Origin of the sequence: Affinundibacterium seohonense (assembly GCF_014284305.1) — a bacterium.
GTDB classification, from domain to species: domain Bacteria; phylum Pseudomonadota; class Gammaproteobacteria; order Burkholderiales; family Burkholderiaceae_D; genus Undibacterium; species Undibacterium seohonense.
Genome location: NZ_JACOFW010000032.1, coordinates 24,666 through 44,938, shown reverse-complemented (window position 1 = coordinate 44,938; position 20,273 = coordinate 24,666). Strand labels below are relative to the sequence as shown.

Annotated in this window: 16 protein-coding genes; 10 read left to right on the top strand and 6 right to left on the bottom strand. The window is 46.4% G+C overall.

All coding sequences use genetic code 11. The annotated features are described in order from the left end of the window. The first annotated feature begins 126 nt into the window (after positions 1-126). Genes H8K52_RS18885 through H8K52_RS18870 form a run of 4 tightly spaced genes read left to right on the top strand, consistent with a single transcriptional unit; the run spans position 127 to position 3,141 of the window. A complete protein-coding gene (locus tag H8K52_RS18885; protein WP_186924467.1) occupies positions 127-555 on the top strand; it encodes a DUF924 family protein in 429 nt (142 codons plus the stop codon). Positions 556-590: 35 nt separating this feature from the next. Next, the gene (locus H8K52_RS18880; protein WP_222613846.1) at positions 591-1,034 is read left to right on the top strand and encodes a cupin domain-containing protein; all 444 of its coding nucleotides are present in this window, start codon (positions 591-593) and stop codon (positions 1,032-1,034) included. A gap of 34 nt (positions 1,035-1,068) precedes the next feature. Beyond that, entirely contained in the window at positions 1,069-2,241 is a 1,173-nt protein-coding gene (locus H8K52_RS18875) for an acyltransferase family protein (protein ID WP_222613845.1), read from the top strand. Positions 2,242-2,280: 39 nt separating this feature from the next. Beyond that, positions 2,281-3,141 carry a hypothetical protein gene (locus tag H8K52_RS18870; RefSeq protein WP_186924465.1) on the top strand — a complete coding sequence of 287 codons (861 nt, stop codon included), beginning with the start codon at positions 2,281-2,283 and terminating at the stop codon, positions 3,139-3,141. Positions 3,142-3,215: 74 nt separating this feature from the next. Here the strand turns inward: H8K52_RS18870 and cysS are convergent, their stop codons facing one another. After that, a complete protein-coding gene (gene cysS, locus H8K52_RS18865; RefSeq protein WP_186924464.1) occupies positions 3,216-4,592 on the bottom strand; it encodes a cysteine--tRNA ligase in 1,377 nt (458 codons plus the stop codon). A 305-nt stretch (positions 4,593-4,897) separates the two neighbouring features. Here cysS and H8K52_RS18860 point away from each other — a divergent pair, with 305 nt between their 5' ends. Beyond that, the gene (locus H8K52_RS18860; RefSeq protein WP_186924463.1) at positions 4,898-5,998 is read left to right on the top strand and encodes a GGDEF domain-containing protein; all 1,101 of its coding nucleotides are present in this window, start codon (positions 4,898-4,900) and stop codon (positions 5,996-5,998) included. A 140-nt stretch (positions 5,999-6,138) separates the two neighbouring features. On the opposite strand, the gene H8K52_RS18855 is transcribed toward H8K52_RS18860, so the two are convergent. Next, positions 6,139-7,575: an aminotransferase-like domain-containing protein gene (locus tag H8K52_RS18855; RefSeq protein ID WP_186924462.1), complete on the bottom strand. Its 1,437-nt coding sequence runs from the start codon at positions 7,573-7,575 to the stop codon at positions 6,139-6,141. A gap of 377 nt (positions 7,576-7,952) precedes the next feature. Between H8K52_RS18855 and H8K52_RS18850 the strand changes: the two genes are divergently transcribed. Both H8K52_RS18850 and H8K52_RS18845 read left to right on the top strand, forming a co-directional pair. After that, a complete protein-coding gene (locus tag H8K52_RS18850; RefSeq protein WP_186924461.1) occupies positions 7,953-8,411 on the top strand; it encodes a RidA family protein in 459 nt (152 codons plus the stop codon). Between the two features lie 125 nt (positions 8,412-8,536). After that, positions 8,537-9,730 carry an aminotransferase-like domain-containing protein gene (locus H8K52_RS18845; RefSeq protein ID WP_186924460.1) on the top strand — a complete coding sequence of 398 codons (1,194 nt, stop codon included), beginning with the start codon at positions 8,537-8,539 and terminating at the stop codon, positions 9,728-9,730. Between the two features lie 122 nt (positions 9,731-9,852). On the opposite strand, the gene H8K52_RS18840 is transcribed toward H8K52_RS18845, so the two are convergent. Beyond that, positions 9,853-10,398, bottom strand: a complete 546-nt coding sequence (locus H8K52_RS18840) for a hypothetical protein (protein ID WP_186924459.1) — start codon at positions 10,396-10,398, stop codon at positions 9,853-9,855. Between the two features lie 115 nt (positions 10,399-10,513). Here H8K52_RS18840 and clpB point away from each other — a divergent pair, with 115 nt between their 5' ends. Next, entirely contained in the window at positions 10,514-13,105 is a 2,592-nt protein-coding gene (gene clpB / locus H8K52_RS18835; RefSeq protein WP_186924458.1) for an ATP-dependent chaperone ClpB, read from the top strand. A 120-nt stretch (positions 13,106-13,225) separates the two neighbouring features. Here the strand turns inward: clpB and H8K52_RS18830 are convergent, their stop codons facing one another. Next, complete coding sequence (locus tag H8K52_RS18830; RefSeq protein WP_281387988.1) at positions 13,226-13,966, bottom strand: substrate-binding periplasmic protein; 741 nt, start codon at positions 13,964-13,966, stop codon at positions 13,226-13,228. Between the two features lie 393 nt (positions 13,967-14,359). On the opposite strand from H8K52_RS18830, the gene H8K52_RS18825 reads away from it, so the two are divergent. Continuing rightward, entirely contained in the window at positions 14,360-14,914 is a 555-nt protein-coding gene (locus H8K52_RS18825) for a GNAT family N-acetyltransferase (protein ID WP_186924456.1), read from the top strand. A gap of 73 nt (positions 14,915-14,987) precedes the next feature. Here the strand turns inward: H8K52_RS18825 and H8K52_RS18820 are convergent, their stop codons facing one another. Further along, a complete protein-coding gene (locus H8K52_RS18820; protein WP_186924455.1) occupies positions 14,988-16,655 on the bottom strand; it encodes a peptide chain release factor 3 in 1,668 nt (555 codons plus the stop codon). Between the two features lie 192 nt (positions 16,656-16,847). Next, positions 16,848-17,954: an S-(hydroxymethyl)glutathione dehydrogenase/class III alcohol dehydrogenase gene (locus H8K52_RS18815; RefSeq protein ID WP_186924454.1), complete on the bottom strand. Its 1,107-nt coding sequence runs from the start codon at positions 17,952-17,954 to the stop codon at positions 16,848-16,850. 311 nt (positions 17,955-18,265) lie between these two features. Here H8K52_RS18815 and sppA point away from each other — a divergent pair, with 311 nt between their 5' ends. Next, positions 18,266-20,134 (top strand): signal peptide peptidase SppA, encoded by a 1,869-nt coding sequence (gene sppA / locus H8K52_RS18810; protein ID WP_186924453.1) that lies wholly within the window; start codon positions 18,266-18,268, stop codon positions 20,132-20,134. Positions 20,135-20,273: the final 139 nt, after the last annotated feature.

Sequence of the window (20,273 nt, the reverse complement as noted above, 5' to 3'; positions counted from 1 at the left end):
GGATGAACGATTACAACGAGCAATGCCCACATGATTCACTCAACGGGATGACCCCTGTTGAATTCCGGTTGTTTCACCAACCTCAAAACTCTAGTAATACCTGGCACTGATTAAGGGAGGTTTACAATGCTACAGGCCGCCGCAGGCGAGCTTTATCAGTGGCGTTCTGATGACCATGGTCGGCTCGCAGAAATCATCGTCCTCGATCAGTTTTCACGCAATGTGTATCGCAATACGCCGCAAGCATTTGCGCAAGATGCCATGGCCTTAGCGTTGGCACAAGAAGCGATCCGAGCGCAGGCAGATCAAGGTTTAACGGCTATCGAAAGAAATTTTCTCTACATGCCATTCATGCATAGCGAATCTCGAGCTATCCACGTATATGCTGAGAAGCTGTTTCATGAGCACGCGCCCCAAGGTAATTATGAATTCGAGTTAAAGCATAAGCGCATCATTGATCGTTTTGGTCGCTATCCGCATCGTAATGCCATACTGGGACGAGAATCAACAGCGGAAGAAATGGAGTTTCTGAAAGAAGATGGTTCGCGCTTTTAGTGACATATTTTAGTGAGATCTGCTGGGGGGACTTCATGGCAAGACTTAATATACGGCAAGCGTTGATGGCAACTTGTTTGGTCGCGATTGGCAGCGGCGGAACTCTACTTGCGCAAGCCTTGAACGATTCTCCGCAGCGCCAAGAAAAACAACGAGTTGAGCTGCTAGGACCTAATGGCATTTCTACCGGCATGGAAGTAATATCGTCCGTCGCAGAATATAAGCCCGGTGAGGGTATCGATTTACATCTTCATCACGGTATCGAAGCCTTGTATGTGGTGCAGGGCGCTCAGATTCAAGTGCCAGGAAAAGAGCCGCTTAGTCTCACTACGGGTGCTAGCCTGATGAATTTACGGATGGTGCCACATGGCGGCTTCAAGGTTGTTGGTGATACCTCGTTGACCTTGTTCACTGTTCATATCGTCGAAAAGAACCAACCACTTTACGATAAATCTGTGGGCGTAGTCGGCAGCAAATAGCCGGTGCTTGGTTTATCCTCCCGCTTTGTGTAGGATGCGGATTCGCCCACGCTTACTACGCCTCATGCATCCGCCTCAAGACGCAATTTCAACGAACCTTAGCTTAAGCCAACGGAATTTTGGTATCGACCTGCTACGCGGGTTTTCTATTTTGTTCGTCGTCATTCATCACCTCGCGATGAGTTTTCGTTTGCCTTTACAACCCAGCTTAGCGGGTGAATTTTTGAGTAAGCGCATCATCAATGGCATTAGCTTTAATGGCTATGAATCAGTCTTCCTGTTCTTCGTCTTGTCTGGTTTTCTGATTACACAGCGATGCTTACAAACTTATGGTGAACTCAGTGCGATTAACTGGCGTCAATTCTACCGTCAACGTTTTAGCCGTATCTTTCCACTGCTCGCACTTTTACTCGTCGTATTGAGCCTCATGCATTTGTTTGGCGTTGACGGCTACGTGGTCCAAGAAAAAGGCCAAACTTTATGGCGTGCTTTGTTGTCTGCTTTAGGCTTGCATCTGAATTGGTATGAAGGTCAAACAACTTGGTTGCCAGCCGCTTGGGATGTCTTGTGGTCTTTGTCGATCGAAGAAGTTTTTTACCTCGCGTTTCCGATGTTCTGTACTGTTTTGTCTCGACGTTGGTTGGTGGCAGCTTTGTTGATCTTGGCATTCTCTTTACCTTGGACTCGGGAAGCCATCATCGGCAATGAAATTTGGAAAGAGAAAGCCCACTTGCCAGGCATGTCGGCTATTGCTTTCGGCGTATTGACGGCGCTTTTGGCGCAAGTCTGGAAAACCAGCGAACAGTTTGCACGAACGATTGCCGTCTTGGGCGGTATGGGGTTAATCGCGATTTATTTCTTCGGCAGCGAAATCTGGAAAGTGATTCATGGATACAGCATGCTGATTTTGTGCCTGTCTGCTTGCCTATTGGTGTTTGCCGCGCAGCGCCTAACACCACGATCACGTTGGGGCTGGCAATGGTTGGCGAACATGGGACGTCTCAGCTATGAAATTTACTTAACCCATATGTTTATTGTCTTAAGCGTCTGCACTGCATATCGTGCTTATTTCGGTGGAAATATGCGCTGGACGTTCGTCGTATATGTGCCTGTGGTCGTGGCTTGTTTGTTGTTAGGTGCAGTGTTGGAACGCTGGGTCAGCACGCCAGCGATGCGATCTCTTCGTTCACGTACCTTGGGTAAATAGAATTTTGTTTTAATCCGCAAAAATTTGAGGAGAAAGTTGATGCGCACAAGTTGGTTGTTGATTCTATTTGCATTGCCCAGTCTCATCGGTAGTCTTTTACTGATGAGACTGGCTGGTGCAGGGCAGGCATTACAAGTGCAGCAGATTGTTGTGGCCTTGATAGGCATCGCCTTCGTACTATGGATGGACAAAATGCGTCGAAATCAAGACGCCGAAACGGGGTCGTCGATACCACAGCAAATCCGCAATTCGGTGTTGATGCTCGCAATGATGTTGTTTGGCTTGGCGGCGTGTTTCGCATCTTTCGAAGTAGGAAATCCAAGTCGCTGGCTAAAGCTCGGCGGACTACGTTTGTATTTTTCAGCTGCCGTTCTACCTTTAGCCTTGCTTGTGCTCGTCAGACTCCATTGGCGCTTACAGTTTTCTGCAAACGCCAATGTGGTTCTAATGTTAGTGTTTTCAGTACTACTGACATTTCAACCCGACTTCTCGCAATTGATCAGTTTCGCGTTCGCGGCGCTGTTCATTGTGTGGCATCGAGCTGGCGGCTTGGCGTTGAAAGTGGCGATCAGTGTCGTTTTGGGATTGTTATGCTTTTGGTGCTGGCAGCAACCAGACCCGCTGCAGCCAGTGCCTTATGTCGAGGGCGTGATTCAGCTAGCGGGGAGTGCGGGAATCTTCGCGATGCTAGCAGCTGTATTGAGCGTAGCACTAATTCCGATTGGCTTGTTTTATGTCGGTATCAAACGCAACGAACATGAATTGATGCCGATTGCGCTGTACTACATCGTGATCATGATCTGTGCCTACCTAGGTTCGACGCCCATGCCTTTAATTGGCTTTGGGGCAGGACCTTTGCTGGGGTATTTTGCGGTTTTGGTGATGCGTCGACATTCTTAGAAACGCATTTTTTTGTTTAAAAAAGCGCAAAGAATTCGAATTTCTTTGCGCTCTTCAACCTCGTTATTGCTTTTCTATCCCGCCACCTTCACCACCATCCCAGCAGGCGTATCCTCCACTTCAAACCCAGCTGCCTTAATCGCATCACGCAAACGATCCGACTCTGCCCAAACTTTGTTTTGACGCGCGATCTTACGCTCTTCGACGAGTTCCAAAATATGCGCAGGGATTTCGGTTTTCTTCGGTTCCCAAGCTTTCAAGTTCAAACCCAACATTTGATCGAAATAGTCGAGGGTCGTTTTCTTGTCGGCGTCGCTGACATTCGATTTCAACATTTCCCACATGACCGCAATCGCCTTCGGCAGATTCAAATCCTGATCGACTTCAGCCTTGAAACGGTCCGCGTAGTCTTGGTTGATGCTGCCGCCAGCAGGCAAGTTGAAGTAAGTTTCGCGTAGGCGATTCAAGCCTGTTTGTGAAGCCTTTAAAGACTCCCAACTAAAGTTGAGTTGGCTGCGATAGTGGGCAGACAGGCATAACCAACGGTAGGCGAGTGGGTCGATGTTGTCATCGATCAGTGTTTGCAAGCGCAAAAAGTCGCCACTGGATTTGGACATCTTGCCTGCGTCGATTTGCAAGAAATAGCCATGCATCCAGAAGTTCGCTAAACGTGTGCCGTGGCAAGCTTGGTTTTGTGCGATCTCGTTACTGTGGTGAATCGCGATATGGTCTTCGCCGCCGCAGTGAATATCAAACCAAGGTTCCAAATATTTAGCAGACATCGCTGAGCATTCGATATGCCAACCTGGGAAACCACGACCCCATGGACTGTCCCATTCCATTTGACGCGTGCTGCCTTCTGGACTGAATTTCCAAAGCGCGAAGTCGGTTGGGTTTTTCTTTTCGCCGATCTCAACGCGTTTGCCCGCTTCTAAGCCGTCGCGATTGAGGCGAGCGAGATAGCCGTAGTCGTCTTGTTTCGAGGTGTCGAAATAAATGCCATCGGAGGTGCGATAGGTATAGCCTTTTTCTTCGATGACGCTGATGAAATCAATTTGTTCGACAATATGGTCGGTCGCTTTGCACCAGATTTTTGGTTCTAAGATGTTTAAGCGTTGCACATCTTCTTTGAAGGCGACCGTGTATTTTTCGGCGATTTCCCAAGCCGTTTGACCAGTGCGGCGCGAGCCTTTTTCCATCTTGTCTTCGCCGTCGTCGCCATCGGAGACGAGATGGCCAACGTCGGTAATGTTGACTACATGGCGCACGTTGTAACCGTTGAGCTCTAAGGCGCGGCGCAAGATATCTTCAAACAGATAGGTACGCAGATTGCCGATGTGGGCGAAGTCATACACGGTTGGACCGCAACAATACAAGCCGACCCAATCTTGATGAATAGGAGAGAAAGGTCGTAGGGAGCGTTCCCAGTTGTCGTAGAGTTGCATAGCCATTTGTTAATAAACTTAATTGAGTTAGTGATGGATTTGGTACTAAATAATGCCATGTGATAGTTCATTCACAGTGACAAGCTCGTTATTATCGCTTAAATTGACTTATAGCCATATGACAGCGGATAAATTGTCATAACTTTTTATTTAGATGGGCATTTGAGCTTGTGCATGTGTTGCGTAAATTTGATGGGTTTGCGCCAATTTGATTGAATTTATCTGTCAAATCGCTACACTGGATTCATGCTTGAGAGCAAGCCTTTGTAGTCAGAGATAAAACGATAAAACATAAAAGAACCGGGGGATTTATGCATGCAACTTATCCCGATGTGACAGAAGCCGAATTTCGAGCGCAATATCAAAAAAATGACAGGGCGCAGGCACACCGCGTATTGCGCTTTGTGATGGGTTTGAGTTTGCCACTACTGTACATTGATTTTTTATTGCTGGGGATGGGGCAAAGCTTTGTTGTTTTGGCGTGTCTTCGCTCTGTCGCGTTTGTTTCTGCTTGGTGGATTTTACGAGCTAGTCAACGACGGTTGGCGTCGGCTAACTTAGAACAATATTTGTTCTATTGGGCAATCTTGGTACTGTCAGTGCAAATAATTAGCGACTTTCTGTCGCCACTGACTTATCTCGGACATTTTGTTATTGATGTCTGGATTTGTATGGTCGCCTCTATCGTTCTTCCTATTCGCGCGGCAAACCTGCTAGGTTTAGTCTATGCCTATTGGTTTGCCATGACCGCACTTTGTTTGACTAAAATTTTTCCTTCCTTTGTACACCAAGCGACCTTATTTGTGGTGTTGATTTTGAGTACCTATACGGGACAAACCGTGGCCGCCTATCTGCAAAAATTTCGCTTGAAATTGTTGAGTGCTGAATTTGAATTGCAGCGCAAAGAAATCACCGATCCACTAACGGGACTTGCCAATCGGCGTGAGTTTTTACGCAATATGGAAAATGAATTGCAGCGACATAAACGGCTTGGTAAAACGATGTCGGTCCTGATGTTTGATATAGAAGATTTGAAGCAAATTAATATGCAATTTGGTGCCGGTACTGCTGATATGGTGTTAGTCGAGGTGAGTAAACGCATGCAACGTGCGACGCGCAACTATGATTGTTTGGCTCGTTTTGGAACAGAAGAATTTGTCGTGTTGTTGCCAGAGGCCTTCGCAGAAGTTGCCACGAAAATCGCGGCCAGAGCACAATACACAATTGCAGCGATGCCGGTTGCAGTATCGGGTCGAGAAATCAAAATCAGCACTAGAGTTGGCGTCACTACGTTGCAAGAAGGCGATAATGTAGAAAACATGCTGAGACGGGCGGAGGACGATTTAAAACGTGTTCAAAACACATTACTTGATGAGTCAGAAACGCAAAATCAGTCGTTAGTGTTTGCTTAAACTGAGATATTTTCCAGTTTCGTTTTATTTCCTGGCTAAAGTTGAGGTTCGTTCAGGAAATTGGAATCGGTATCTTTCCGATTTAAGTGCAAACGCTAGACGCCAGTTTGAACGGGTTCGCATGGAAATTGTTGTTCACCTTAGTTTAATTCTCGTATTAAAAAATCCCAAACACTAGAATCGGACATGGCCGCGACATTCAGACGCATATGAGTCGAAGGAAGCTGATGTGGTGAAAACAAACTTCCGGGAGCCAATAGAAAACCTTTTTCGAATGCTCTCTCTGTTAACTCGATGGTGTCTGTGCCGGTATCGACCCACAAAAACATGCCAGCTGGGGTACGATATTCCACTTTCATTCCTATCTTTTCTACCCGTGCGGTGACTTCATCGCGGGCGCTATCGAGTTTGCTGCGGATACGATCGACATGCTTGCGATAGTGACCTTCGGATAGGATTTTGTGTACCACGCGCTCGCTAATTTCATTGGTCGTTAAACTCGATAACATTTTGCGGTCAGACAGTCGTATCGCCGTTTCGCGTGAAGTGGCGATAAAGCCGACACGCAAATTGGCTGCCAAGGTTTTGGAAAAGCCGCCCAGATAAATTACGCGGTTGAGTTGGTCTAATGACGAAAGTCGAGTCGCTGCTTGTACCGCAGAACCCGGGTGCATATCACAGTAAATATCGTCTTCCACAATCATGAAATCATGCTGCTCTGCAGTTTTTAAAACCTGAAAAGCTTTCGCCGCCGACAGCGAGGTCGACGTTGGATTGTGTAAGACCGAATGAATGATGTAGAGCTTGGGCTTATGCAGTGCGGCTAGCTCCGCTAACTTTGCCACATCGGGGCCGTCGTGGAGGCGTGGAATGCCGATCACTTTTGTCCCTAAGGTAGCGAAGGTCCCGAACATTAAAAACCAAGCCGGATCGTCAACAAAAATAGTGTCGCCCGGTCGGGTGAATTCACGCGCGACCAAATCTAGCGCCTGTGTCACGCCATTCGTGGTCACAATTTGTTCGGGCGCAGCAGCGATTTCTAGCTCTGCTAACTTTAATTGTAGCTGCTGACGGAAAGGCAAAAATCCTTGTTGGGTGCCGTAGTGCAGGAGCAGGCTTTGATTCAAACGACTTACCGCACGCAGACCATTGGCAACTAATTCCCCATCTAACCATTCATGTGGCAGTAGACCAGAGCCAGGCATTTTTTGTTGCGGCAATTGGCGCAACATATTGCGCACCAGCCAAACCACATCGGGTTGTTGCGAGCTAGGTATTTCTTGTGTGTGGGAACTAGGGGCGTTGATCAAAGAGGCGCGTTCGCGTACAAAAAAACCTGATCCGCGGCGCGACTCCAGATACCCGTTCGCAACCAAGCGATCATAGGCCTCAACGACAGTGAAGCGTGATACTTTTTGTTCATCAGCAAATTGTCTGATCGAGGGCATGCGAGATCCGGTTCGCAGGAGCTTGTCGTCAATTCGGCAAGCTACAGATCGAACAATTTGTTCGACCAAAGAGCCACCAGAGTCGCGTGAGACGACATTGCCTATCGTGAGTTTGGAGGTTGAACGCATGTGATGCTATCTTTTCTGTATTGGTTAGATTGCCGTGACAGTGTGAAATCTATTTCTGTAATTGTATTGGTACTGTATTGGTTTTTGCGGGTAGCATAGCATAAAGCTTAGCTGGTCAGATGCGTAGACAGTGGTTTTTGGTGGTATGTCAGAGGCACAAAATTGCTTTTAATTTGTTACTAATTTTGTTTAAAACTTGTAGTTTCCTCCCTTTTTATATCAAAAATACCTGTTCATTCCCAGTATTTGAGTTGTTTTTGAATTCCAAGTTGGTTGAGGCGCTGCTTGCCCATTACAATGTCGGCTGTCCTTATTTTCTCTTAATTTCACATTGTCCAATGACCGCCAAACCGGCGGAAATCTTTATAGGAATCCATATGTCAGTTTATGAAAAGTTAAAAGCCCTGAATATCGAATTACCAGCCGTCGCGGCGCCAGCAGCAGCTTATGTTATGCATGCACAAACTGGAAATACGGTGTTTTTGTCTGGCCACATTGCCAAAAAAGATGGCAAGGTCTGGGTTGGTCAGTTAGGTAAGAATATGGAAACGGCTGAAGGCAAAGACGCAGCACGCGCGATCGCGATTGATTTGCTGGCCACTTTGCAAGACGCTTGCGGTGGTGATTTAAATCGCGTGAAACGCATCGTGAAACTGATGAGCTTGGTCAATTCAACTTCCGAATTTACGGAACAACATTTGGTGACCAATGGTGCTTCTGAATTGATCGGTGAGATTTTTGGCGAACAAGGCAAGCATGCACGCTCCGCTTTTGGTGTGGCGCAGATTCCTTTGGGCGCTTGTGTTGAAATCGAAATGATTGCGGAAATCGCATAATTTCGAAGGAAATCCTTTCTGTTTCGCAAAGTCGATTTTGACTTGAAACGGAAATTTTTTGCGTACAAGATTTTTTGTCATAAATGCTTGCACCAGTTTGTTGTCTATTTTATGAAGTGAACCAGATGAGCCTGCCAAATTTAAAACCAATAGATTGGAAATTTTCCGAACGCGCAGAACAGTTACAAAGTTCCGCTATCCGTGAAATTCTCAAAGTGACCATGCGTCCTGAAGTGATTTCTTTTGCGGGCGGTTTGCCCTCACCAGAAACCTTCCCAGTTGATCGTATGCGCGCCGCCTTCGACAAAGTGTTGGCAGAAAATGGCAAGACAGCCTTGCAATATGGTACGACTGATGGCTACGCACCTTTGCGTGAGTTTATCGCTAAGTCTTTATCGACAGCCGATTGCACCATCACCGCCGATCAAATCATGATGGTATCGGGTTCGCAGCAAGGCTTGGATTTGATCGCTAAAGTGTTGGTCGATGAAGGTAGCAAAATTTTGGTGGAAACACCAAGTTACCTCGGTGCTTTGCAAGCCTTCTCAGTCTATCGTCCTGAGTTTGTATCGATAGAAATGGATGACGATGGCGTGGTTCCTGCCTCGGTTGCAGCGAAAGGTGAGGGCGCTAAATTATTTTACGCTTTACCAAATTTCCAAAATCCAACAGGTCGTACATTGTCGGTTGAACGCCGTCAAGAGTTGGTGGAAATCTGCGCCCGCATGGGAATTCCGCTGATTGAAGACAATCCTTACGGTGATTTGTGCTACAGCGGCGAACCTTTGCCTAAACTCTTGAATATGAACCCAAATGGCGTGATCTATCTCGGTTCTTTTTCAAAAATCTTGACGCCAGGTATTCGTCTTGGCTACATGGTCGCGCCAGTGCCCTTGATTCGTAAATTGGAACAAGCCAAGCAAGCCACGGATTTACATACGTCGACATTGACGCAAATGGCGGTGTACGAAGTGATCAAGGATGGATTCCTCGACGAGCATATTCCAAGCATCCGTCGTTTCTATTCCGCGCAATGTGATGTGATGTTGGCGGCGATGAAGACGCATTTCCCAGAAGGTGTGAGCTGGACGCGTCCGATCGGCGGGATGTTCATTTGGGTGACTTTGCCTAAGCATATTCATAGCAAAGAATTATTGGATGCGGCGATTGCTCAAAATGTGGCGTTTGTCCCAGGCGGGCCATTCTATGCAAACGAAGCGGAGACCAATACTTTCCGTCTAAGTTTTGTGACGGTGTCGCCAGAACGTATTAACGAAGGAATCGAAAAAATTGGTAAATTGATTAAGGCGCGTATTTGATCTTGATGAATTGGCGATTTACTTTGGTTTATCGTTTCTTTAATTCTAGAAATGCCAATAAAAAAACCCATCTTGAACGATGGGTTTTTTTGACTCTTCGATCATGTCGCCGCACAGATTTTTTAATTTAATAAATGTGCAGGCACGCTAATTTCTTCAATCTTTGGCAAGCTGATATCTAATCCCCATTCAGAAGCTTTCTCGGCATCGATCAGTAATTTGCAAAAACCGTGCAGTAGGCCTGTTTCTAATTTTAAATCTACCATCTCACCTTTGTGTGTGATGAACTGCATCCATAGCGGCGCATTGGCCTTGAGGTGAAACTTAATTGTCTCTAAAAGTAGCGGTTGCGCGCCGTGAAGAGGTTTACGTTTATCGGACTCAAATGACTTGCCGAAATTGCCGCTCTCTTTGATGGCATCGACCGCTTTTTGATGTTCGTAATTGACTAATTCGTCGCTGGCAAAGGCGGTTTCTGGACGATTCAGACGCATATGGGAAGCAATCGCTTCCATCAATATTGGCCACAGTCTTTGCAACATGCGACGGGTGATAAAAATTTGGATTTGCTGCTTTTCTTGTTCGGCATCTTTCACAGAAAAACCAATTCTGAGCAAAATACGATCTTCAGCGAGGTGATAAGTTAGATTAAGTTGTTCGAGATGCATAAGTTATTGATGTAGCGCAAAGCGCATGGAAATTTTGTTGAATCAGTTCTTGAAAACCGTCTGTACCACCTAATCTATCAGGCAATCAATCATCGTATCCGTTTTAGGAGGCATTATGCGCTTGGATAAATTAACGACAAAATTGCAAGAAGCTTTGGCAGATGCACAGAGTCAGGCAGTGGGTAATGATAACCAATATATAGAGCCAGTGCACGTCTTACTTGCTCTGATCAATCAAGATGACGGCGGGGCACGTTCATTATTGCAACGTGCAGGCGTTAATATCAATGGTCTGTTAAATAGCCTTAAGGCAGCCTTGGATCGCATCGCTAAAGTCACGGGAACTGATGGCCAAGTACAAATTGGGCGCGAGTTGATGGGTTTGTTAAACCTCGCGGACAAAGAATCACAAAAACGTGGTGATCAGTTTTTAGCTAGCGAAATGGTCTTGCTGGCCCTCGTCGATGATAAATCGGAAGCAGGCAAACTGGCACGTGAAAATGGTTTGACGCGCAGTGCTTTAGAAGCCGCAATTAAAGGTGTACGTGGTGGTGCGAATGTCGACTCTCCCGAGGCAGAAGGTCAACGCGAAGCCTTAAAAAAATATACTTTAGACCTGACAGAACGTGCACGACTCGGCAAGCTAGATCCTGTGATTGGACGTGACGATGAAATTCGTCGTGCGATTCAAGTCTTGCAACGTCGCAGTAAAAATAATCCGGTGTTGATCGGTGAGCCAGGTGTCGGTAAAACCGCGATCGTCGAAGGCTTGGCGCAGCGTATTGTGAATGGCGAAGTGCCGGACAGTTTGAAGTCAAAACGAGTCCTTTCACTCGATATGGCAGCGTTACTGGCAGGCGCAAAATTCCGTGGTGAATTTGAAGAGCGCTTGAAATCCGTACTCAAAGAAATCGCGATGGATGAAGGCCAAACTATCGTCTTCATTGATGAGTTGCACACCATGGTCGGCGCGGGTAAAGCCGAAGGCGCAATGGATGCGGGCAATATGTTAAAGCCAGCCTTGGCGCGTGGCGAGTTGCATTGCGTCGGTGCCACGACCTTGGATGAATATCGCAAGTACATAGAAAAAGACGCGGCACTCGAACGTCGCTTCCAAAAGATTATCGTCGATGAACCTAGCGTCGAAGCAACCATTGCGATCTTGCGCGGTTTGCAGGAAAAGTATGAAGTTCATCATGGGGTCGATATCACTGATCCAGCGATCGTGGCGGCAGCGGAACTTTCACATCGCTATATTACTGATCGATTCTTGCCCGATAAAGCCATCGACTTGATCGATGAAGCAGCGGCAAAAATCAAGATTGAAATTGATTCTAAACCAGAGGTGATGGATAAATTGGATCGCCGTCTGATTCAATTAAAGATTGAGAAAGAAGCGGTCAAACGTGAAAAAGACGACAGCTCTAAAAAGCGTCTGGTTTTAATTGAAGAAGAGATCAAAAAACTTTCGCGTGAATATGCTGATTTGGAAGAAGTGTGGAAAGCTGAAAAAGCGATGGTTCAAGGCAGTACACACATTAAAGAAGAAATAGAAAAAGTTCGTCTGCAAATGGAAGATGCCAAACGTAAAGGCGATTGGCAAGCGATGTCGGAACTCCAATATGGGCGTATGCCTGAGCTGGAAGCGCAACTGAAATCAGCGGATCTACAAGCGGCGAAAAATGCGGAAACAGGCGGCAAACCAAGATTGTTGCGTACGCAGGTTGGCGCTGAAGAAATCGCTGAGATCGTCTCCCGCGCAACTGGCATTCCAGTCTCTCGCATGATGCAAGGTGAGCGCGAAAAATTGTTGGCAATGGAAGATGCTTTACACAAACGCGTGGTCGGTCAGCATGAAGCGATTACGGCCGTATCCGATGCGATTCGTCGTTCACGTGCAGGACTGGGTGATCCCGGACGTCCGTATGGCTCTTTCTTGTTTTTGGGGCCAACCGGCGTGGGTAAAACTGAATTGTGCAAAGCCTTGGCGAATTTTATGTTCGATACCGAAGAGTCATTGATTCGTATCGATATGAGTGAGTTTATGGAGAAGCATTCCGTCGCTCGCTTAATTGGTGCACCGCCGGGATATGTCGGCTACGAAGAAGGTGGCTATTTGACCGAAGCCGTGCGTCGCAAGCCATACAGCGTGATCTTGCTCGATGAAGTAGAGAAGGCGCATCACGATGTGTTTAATGTCTTATTGCAAGTCTTGGACGACGGTCGTATGACTGACGGTCAAGGACGCACGGTGGACTTTAAAAATACCGTCATTGTCATGACTTCGAACTTGGGTTCGCATCAGATTCAAGCGATGGAAGGCAGTGATCCTAGTGTGATTAAAATGGCGGTGATGGGTGAAGTGAAATCACATTTCCGTCCTGAGTTTATCAATCGTATCGATGAGATTGTGGTCTTCCATGCGCTCGATGCGAAAAATATCGGGGCTATCGCCAAGATACAGTTGGAAACTTTGAATAAACGCTTGGCGCAAATGGACATGGGCTTGCAAGTCACCGATGCTGCTCTGTTGAAAATCGCAGAGGCTGGTTTCGATCCTGTGTATGGCGCTCGTCCTTTAAAACGTGCGATTCAGCAAGAGATAGAAAATCCTTTGTCTAAGCTAATGTTGCAAGGCAAATTTGGGCCTAAGGATGTGATCGTGGTGGATGTGGTGGATGGTGGTCTAGCTTTTACACAAGGCTAACCGCACATTCAGAGCAAGAGTTAGCGGCAGCGAGTTGAAATTTCGCTGCCGCGTTTTTTTGCACTCTTCAATATCGCTGTCTAAGATCGGCTAGTAGAGTTTTGCTATTTTCTCGGCTTGCTAATATCGCTTGAAAATCTTGTCTAGATCCCCATTTTTCTTTGCCCGCAGTAGGACCTGATTAATTTTTTGTATCATGCTCGGATCTGCCTTGCGACCGATGGCAAAATAGTTGTCGATTTTTGTTACCGGCTGTTCAATTTTGCAAAAAATCGGTTGTGACTGCTCTGTTCCTTTGACTGCATACTGCCTGTTGAAACGAGCAAGAGCAAACTCAATTCCACGGGGATAATCTTCGTAAAAAATGAAGGCATCCATGCGCTCCTGATATAGACGCAAAAAGCTACCCGTCAGGTCGGTTGTCGTATATTCTGGCTTAAAAACGGAATGGATGCCTCGATCAAAGTCCGCGCCTCCGCTAGAGCCAGGCTGTAGACCTATTGTTTTTCCTTGTAAATCTGAAATATTATTGAATCGAAATTGCTTGTCGCAGAGTGTTACCAGCCAAATCGTATCGGCGAAAATTGGCTCGGAAAAAATGAATTTCTGTTCTCGTTCTTTGTTTTTGTAAATCCCAAAAATCATCCCTTCACCACGTTCGGCTGCATCCATCGCCCTGAGCCATGGATATTGCTTAAGCGTGAATTTGGTGTTGAGTTCCTTCTCTAGATAGTCGATAAAGCTCGCTGTCGTCTTGTTGAGAGTGAGAGCCTTTTTTGATTGTGAAATTTGTCCACCAATTAGGATGGTTGTTTGCGGCCGCACAGTCGTATCTTGTAACTTTGAAGCCGAGGCGGGCATCAACGAGCCGATCAATAACGAGATCGTAAGTAAGCGAATGTATCGTTTCATTTTCTTATTTTGAAGATGGGTGTTGCAGCCTTGATTTTTGTTCCTGAGCCTATCTGGTCTTTGTGAAGTGTCCTCAACGTATTCTATTTACCTATCGGTTTTGAACTAGTTTAATCTGGTCACCTTAGTGTAGACATGACGAGCATATCTGAGCGGTTACCATCCTTGACTATCGCGCGTTGTGCTTTTCATTAGTAAGGGAAATTCGCTTAATTATGTCGCATTTGGCATGTTATAGGTGCTTGCATTCGGTGTTATTGTTATATATTAAATTGTGTGTGGTAGAAAATACACCTGACCATAAAAACTTTAGCATCCCGTTGAAGATTGGAGTAAATCGTTATGACACTGCAGCGAACACAGAATTTGGACGTGCGATTGAGTACACTCGAAGAGGTACCGATTTTAAATGATTTGATTGTTGAATCTGCACGTCAATTGAGTAAGGGATTTTATACAGATCAAGAGGCAGAATCAGCGATTCGCTATGTTTTTGGTGTCGATACCGCTTTGGTGAAAGATGGAAGTTATTTTACTGCGACCCTAGATGGTAAATTGGCGGGCTGTGGCGGTTGGAGTCGTCGCCGTACGCTGTATGGTGGTGATCAAAGGCCAGTGGGGGCTGATGAATTTTTAGATCCTGCAAAGGATGCGGCGAGAATTCGAGCGTTCTTTATTGCGCCTACTGCGGCACGCCAAGGGGTTGGTCGTGCCATTTTTGAAGCCTGCAAACAGGCGGCATTAACGCAAGGATTCACGCGCTTAGAATTAATGGCGACGTTGCCTGGCGTGCCGTTTTATCAGGTCTTGGGCTTTGAAAAGGTCGAGGATGTGTCAGATACCTTGCCTGATGGCGTGGCGATACGGTTTGAGCGTATGCGCTTAGATATAGCATAATTGAACTGATGTAAAGCAAAAAAGCCGCAACAGCGATCGCTATTACGGCTTTTTTATTTTGCTGCTAGGGCGATTAGTCTAGTTTGGCAGCATGTTCCCGTGTCGCATGGAACACCACGTCGGGCCAACGTTCTTGCGTCAAACGTAAATTCACACCCGAACTGGCAAGGTAGGCCATATTGCCAGCCGCATCATAAGCCACGTTAGCACCTGCGCTAGAGCGTTCAAAATCGGCCAGCATTTTTTTGTCTTCACAAGTGATCCAACGTGCACTACTGATGCTGGTACCTTCGAATACGGCATCCACACCATATTCATTCTTCAAACGACTAGCGACGACCTCAAACTGCAAAACACCAACCGCACCAAGGATCAAATCACTGCTGACGATCGGCTTAAAAACCTGTACCGCGCCTTCTTCACCTAGTTGCTGCAAACCTTTTTGTAACTGCTTGGTTTTGAGTGGATTCAAAATGCGGGCAATGCGGAAGAAGTCGGGTGCGAAGTAAGGGATGCCAGTGAATTGCAATAATTCGCCTTCGGAAAAACTGTCACCAATTTGCATATTGCCGTGATTTGGTAAGCCGATGATGTCGCCTGCGTAAGCTTCCTCTACTTGTTCGCGAGAAGACGCCATAAAGGTGACAACAGACGAAACTTTGATGTCGCGATTGATGCGCAAATGCTTGAGTTTCATGCCGCGTTCAAAGCGACCAGAGCAGACGCGTAAGAAGGCGATACGGTCGCGATGCGCTGGGTCCATATTCGCTTGAATCTTGAAGACGAAACCCGAGAAGGGTTCTTCCGTTGGTTCTACTGTACGAATAGTGGCATTGCGTTCGCGTGGTGCTGGCGCCCAATCGAGTAGGGCGTTCAAGATTTCACGTACACCGAAGTTGTTAATTGCCGAACCGAAAAATACCGGTGTTTGTGTGCCGGCTAACACCGCTTCTAAATCGAAAGGATGCGACGCGCCATGCACCAATTCGACTTCCATTTTTAACTGCTCGATTTCGAGTGGGAACAATTCTGCAAGGCGTGGATTGTCGATACCTTTGACGACTTCAAATTCTTGGTCAGCGCGTTCACTACCAGGCGTGAACAACATGATCTCGTCTTTTAAGATGTGATACACACCACGGAAAGTCTTACCCATGCCGATAGGCCAAGTGACAGGCGAGCAATCAATCTTTAAGACCGATTCCAACTCATCCAACAATTCCAAAGGATCGCGGGTTTCACGGTCCATTTTGTTGACGAAGCTGATAATCGGCGTATTGCGCATGCGGCAAACGTTCAACAGCTTGATCGTTTGTTCTTCCACACCTTTAGCCGCATCAATCACCATCAATGCAGAGTCGACCGCGGTCAATACGCGATAAGTATCTTCGGAAAAGTCTTGGTGACCCGGTGTGTCAAGCAAATTGACCACGTGATCGCGGTATTCGAACTGCATGACGGAGGACGCGACCGAGATACCGCGTTGCTTTTCAATTTCCATCCAGTCAGACGTCGCATGGCGACCACTCTTACGTGCTTTGACCGTACCTGCTAACTGAATCGCGCCCGAGAACATCAAGAGTTTTTCGGTGAGCGTGGTTTTACCCGCATCCGGATGGGAAATAATGCCAAAAGTACGACGACGCGCAACTTCTTTGCGGATCAGGTCGGTAGAGACTTTTTTAATGGCAACGCTGTCTAGCTCGTCGTTGCTTTCTGGAGTGCTGGTGATATCGGTCATTGCGGGAGTTCTGTAGTAGAAATTAACCGCGCATTTTAACATGCTGACCTAGCGGCTTCTTATTTTTGCGTGGGCAGAATGAAGCGAACTGCTAGCTTTTAGTGATAATTAACTACTATCAGCTTCGCTTTTCCTGATAAACAATCGAAGCTGATAGTTTTTTAATACATTTAATGTGTGATGGGATGATGCTTAAAACTCTACGACAGAGCGTATCGATTCTCCACTCTTCATCAAATCAAAGCCTTCATTAATTCTTTCCAAAGGCAATTTGTGCGTAATTAAATCATCGATATTCAATTTGCCTTCCATGTACCAGTCAACGATTTTCGGTACATCGGTACGACCACGTGCGCCGCCGAATGCGGAACCTTTCCAGACGCGGCCTGTGACTAATTGGAATGGACGCGTGCTGATTTCTTGACCAGCAGCAGCGACGCCGATGATGATGGATTGACCCCAGCCTTTGTGACAGCACTCTAGGGATTGGCGCATGGTCGTGGTGTTGCCTATGCATTCAAAACTGTAATCGGCACCGCCATCGGTCAAGCCGATGATGGCATCAACGACATTGGCAACATCTTTCGGATTGACAAAATGTGTCATACCAAATTTGCGTGCCATGCTCTCACGTGCTGGATTGATATCAACCCCGATGATCTTATTTGCACCGACCATGCGTGCTGCTTGAATCACGTTTAATCCAATACCGCCTAAACCAAATACCACGACATTAGCACCAGCTTCCACTTTTGCTGTGAACAAGACAGCGCCCACGCCCGTCGTCACGCCACAACCGATGTAGCAAACTTTATCAAACGGCGCATCTTCACGAATCTTTGCCAGTGCGATCTCTGGAACCACGATGTAATTGGAAAAAGTGGATGTTCCCATGTAATGGAAAATCGGTTTGCCGTCGATAGAAAAACGACTAGTCGCATCGGGCATCAAGCCGCGTCCTTGAGTACTACGAATTGCTTGGCACAGATTGGTTTTTTGTGAGAGACAGAATTTGCACTCACGACATTCAGGGGTGTAAAGCGGAATGACGTGGTCATCTTTTTTCAGGCTCTTCACGCCAGGACCAACATCAACCACGATGCCTGCGCCTTCATGTCCAAGAATCGCTGGGAAAATACCTTCAGGATCAGCGCCCGATAAAGTGTAGTAATCAGTGTGGCAAATCCCCGTCGCTTTGATTTCGACCAAGACTTCGCCTGCTTGTGGACCCTGTAAATCCACTTCTTCAATTGTCAGGGGTTTTCCGGCTTCCCAGGCGATCGCGGCTTTGGTTTTCATATTGTTCTCTTGTTGGTGATAAGTTGGTTTGAATTTTTGCGCTTGTGATTTTAACCGTATTTCTGGTTTTCGATTTGGTCGCGCTAAAGCAGTCGTGATTCGTTAGAATTTCGTTTTTATTTTTATAATTATTGACCTTGTTAAAGGTCGAACCGCGAACTTACTTTAGAATATCCCTTGAGTATGGATAAAATGAAGGCATTTGCTGTCAAAGTTTGGTGGATTAATTCAAAGCTAGAGCATGGACGGGGTGTTATTAATCCGATCCCTGCTAAAGATTATCAAAGTGTTGTTATTTATCAGGAGTTATTATGGCTTTCTCGCCCTTCCGCGCAATCGGACAAGGTATTAAATGGTTTTGGAATGCGGTAGATGCAAGCCGACGCTTTTTGATTAATTTGATTTTTTTGTTGTTGGTCATCTTTTTGCTCAATGCGATGTTTTCATCGGATAAAGTCAAAATTGACGATAGAACAGCGTTAATTTTGAATTTCAAAGGACAAATTGTTGAACAACACGCCGGTAGCGCTAGCGATGCCTTCTTAGCCGAAGTGCAGGGGGAAAATAAACGCTCTACCCAGTTGCGCGATATCTTAACGGTGTTGGATGCAGCCAGTAGAGATCCGAAAATTACCAGCGCGGTTTTGATGTTGGATGGTATGCAGGGTGCTGGCTTGGCAATGTTGAGAGAAGTTGCTGGTGGCATCGAGCGTTTCAAAGCCAGCGGCAAAAAAGTGATCGCTTGGGGTTCGAGTTTTGATCAGCGTCAATACTATTTAGCCTCACATGCGAATGAAGTGTATATGCATCCTATGGGTAATGTGATGCTCAGTGGTTTTGGTGGCTACCGCAATTATTACAAAGACGCTTTGGATAAAATTGGCATCACCGTTAATGTCTTAAAAGTGGGGACTTTTAAGAGTTTTGCCGAGCCCTACATTGCGAACGGGCCTTCACCAGCTTCCTCAGAAGCAGATGCATTTTTATACAACGCGATGTGGAAGTTGTATACGGATGGGGTAGAGCAGGCGCGTAAATTGCCTGCGGGTACGGTGATGAACAGCATTAATAATTTGCCTGACATGTTGAAAGCCGCCAACGGCAGCGTGGCACAATTTGCTGTTAATGCGAAATTGATAGACGGCTTAAAGTCACGTGATGATTTGCGCCAAATGATGCTGGGTATGGGCGCCAAAGATGCGCAAACCAAAAGCTTTAAGCAAATTAATTTTGATGATTATTTGCAGATGCAAAGTCATTTTGGATTCGGTCCGAATATTGCGGTGATTGTGGCTGAAGGTGAAATCAGCGAGGGCAATGCTTCACCTGGCGCCATTGGTGGTTTGTCTACTGCAAATCTGGTACGCAAAGCGCGTGAGGATGATCAGGTGAAAGCCGTAGTAGTTCGCGTTGATTCACCCGGCGGCAGTGCATTTGGTTCTGAATTGATACGTCAAGAATTAGAGTTGACCCGTAAAGCTGGTAAGCCAGTCGTGATATCGATGGGTAACGTTGCCGCATCAGGTGGCTATTGGATTTCGATGTCTTCGGATGAAGTTATTGCTGATGCCGCGACAATTACTGGATCGATTGGTGTATTTGCGATCTTCCCAACCGCAGATAAAGTGATGGATAAAATTGGCGTGCATACCGCTGGCACGACCACCACTTGGATGAGTGACTCCTTTAATCCTTTGCGTCCGATGAATCCAAAGTTTGGTGAAGTGATTCAGTTAGGCATTAATAACATTTATTCTGAATTTACGACAAAAGCAGCGGCAGCGCGCAAAACGACACCACAAAAAATTGATGAAGTTGCGCAGGGGCGAGTTTGGACCGGTGAACAAGCGAAAGAGCGCGGCTTGGTTGATCGTGTCGGTAGTTTTAAAGATGCTTTGAAATCAGCAGCGACGCTAGCTAAATTGGGTAGCGACTATCGTGTTACTTATATTGAACGTGAGCCGTCTAAATTTGACCGTTTCTTTAGCATGTTCGAAGATGGCGCGGCAAAGGCTGCGGCGCGAGCAATCAATGATCAATTTAAAGTCGCCGTTGCACCAAGTGGTATTCCACCAGCCGCAGCGACAGAGATGATTAAGGATCTGGCGTGGTTGGCCGATTTAAGAAAAGAGAATCGTAGCTATATGGTGATGGCGCATTGCATGTGTACTTTGCCCTAATTTACATTCGATGTGATCGGTTAAAGAAGGGAGGCAAATCGCCTCCCTTTTTTTGTCTGCGAATTCAAAATTGATGTGGATATCATCATATTCATCGATATTCAGCCATATTCAACTTCCAATTTCTGCATGAATATCC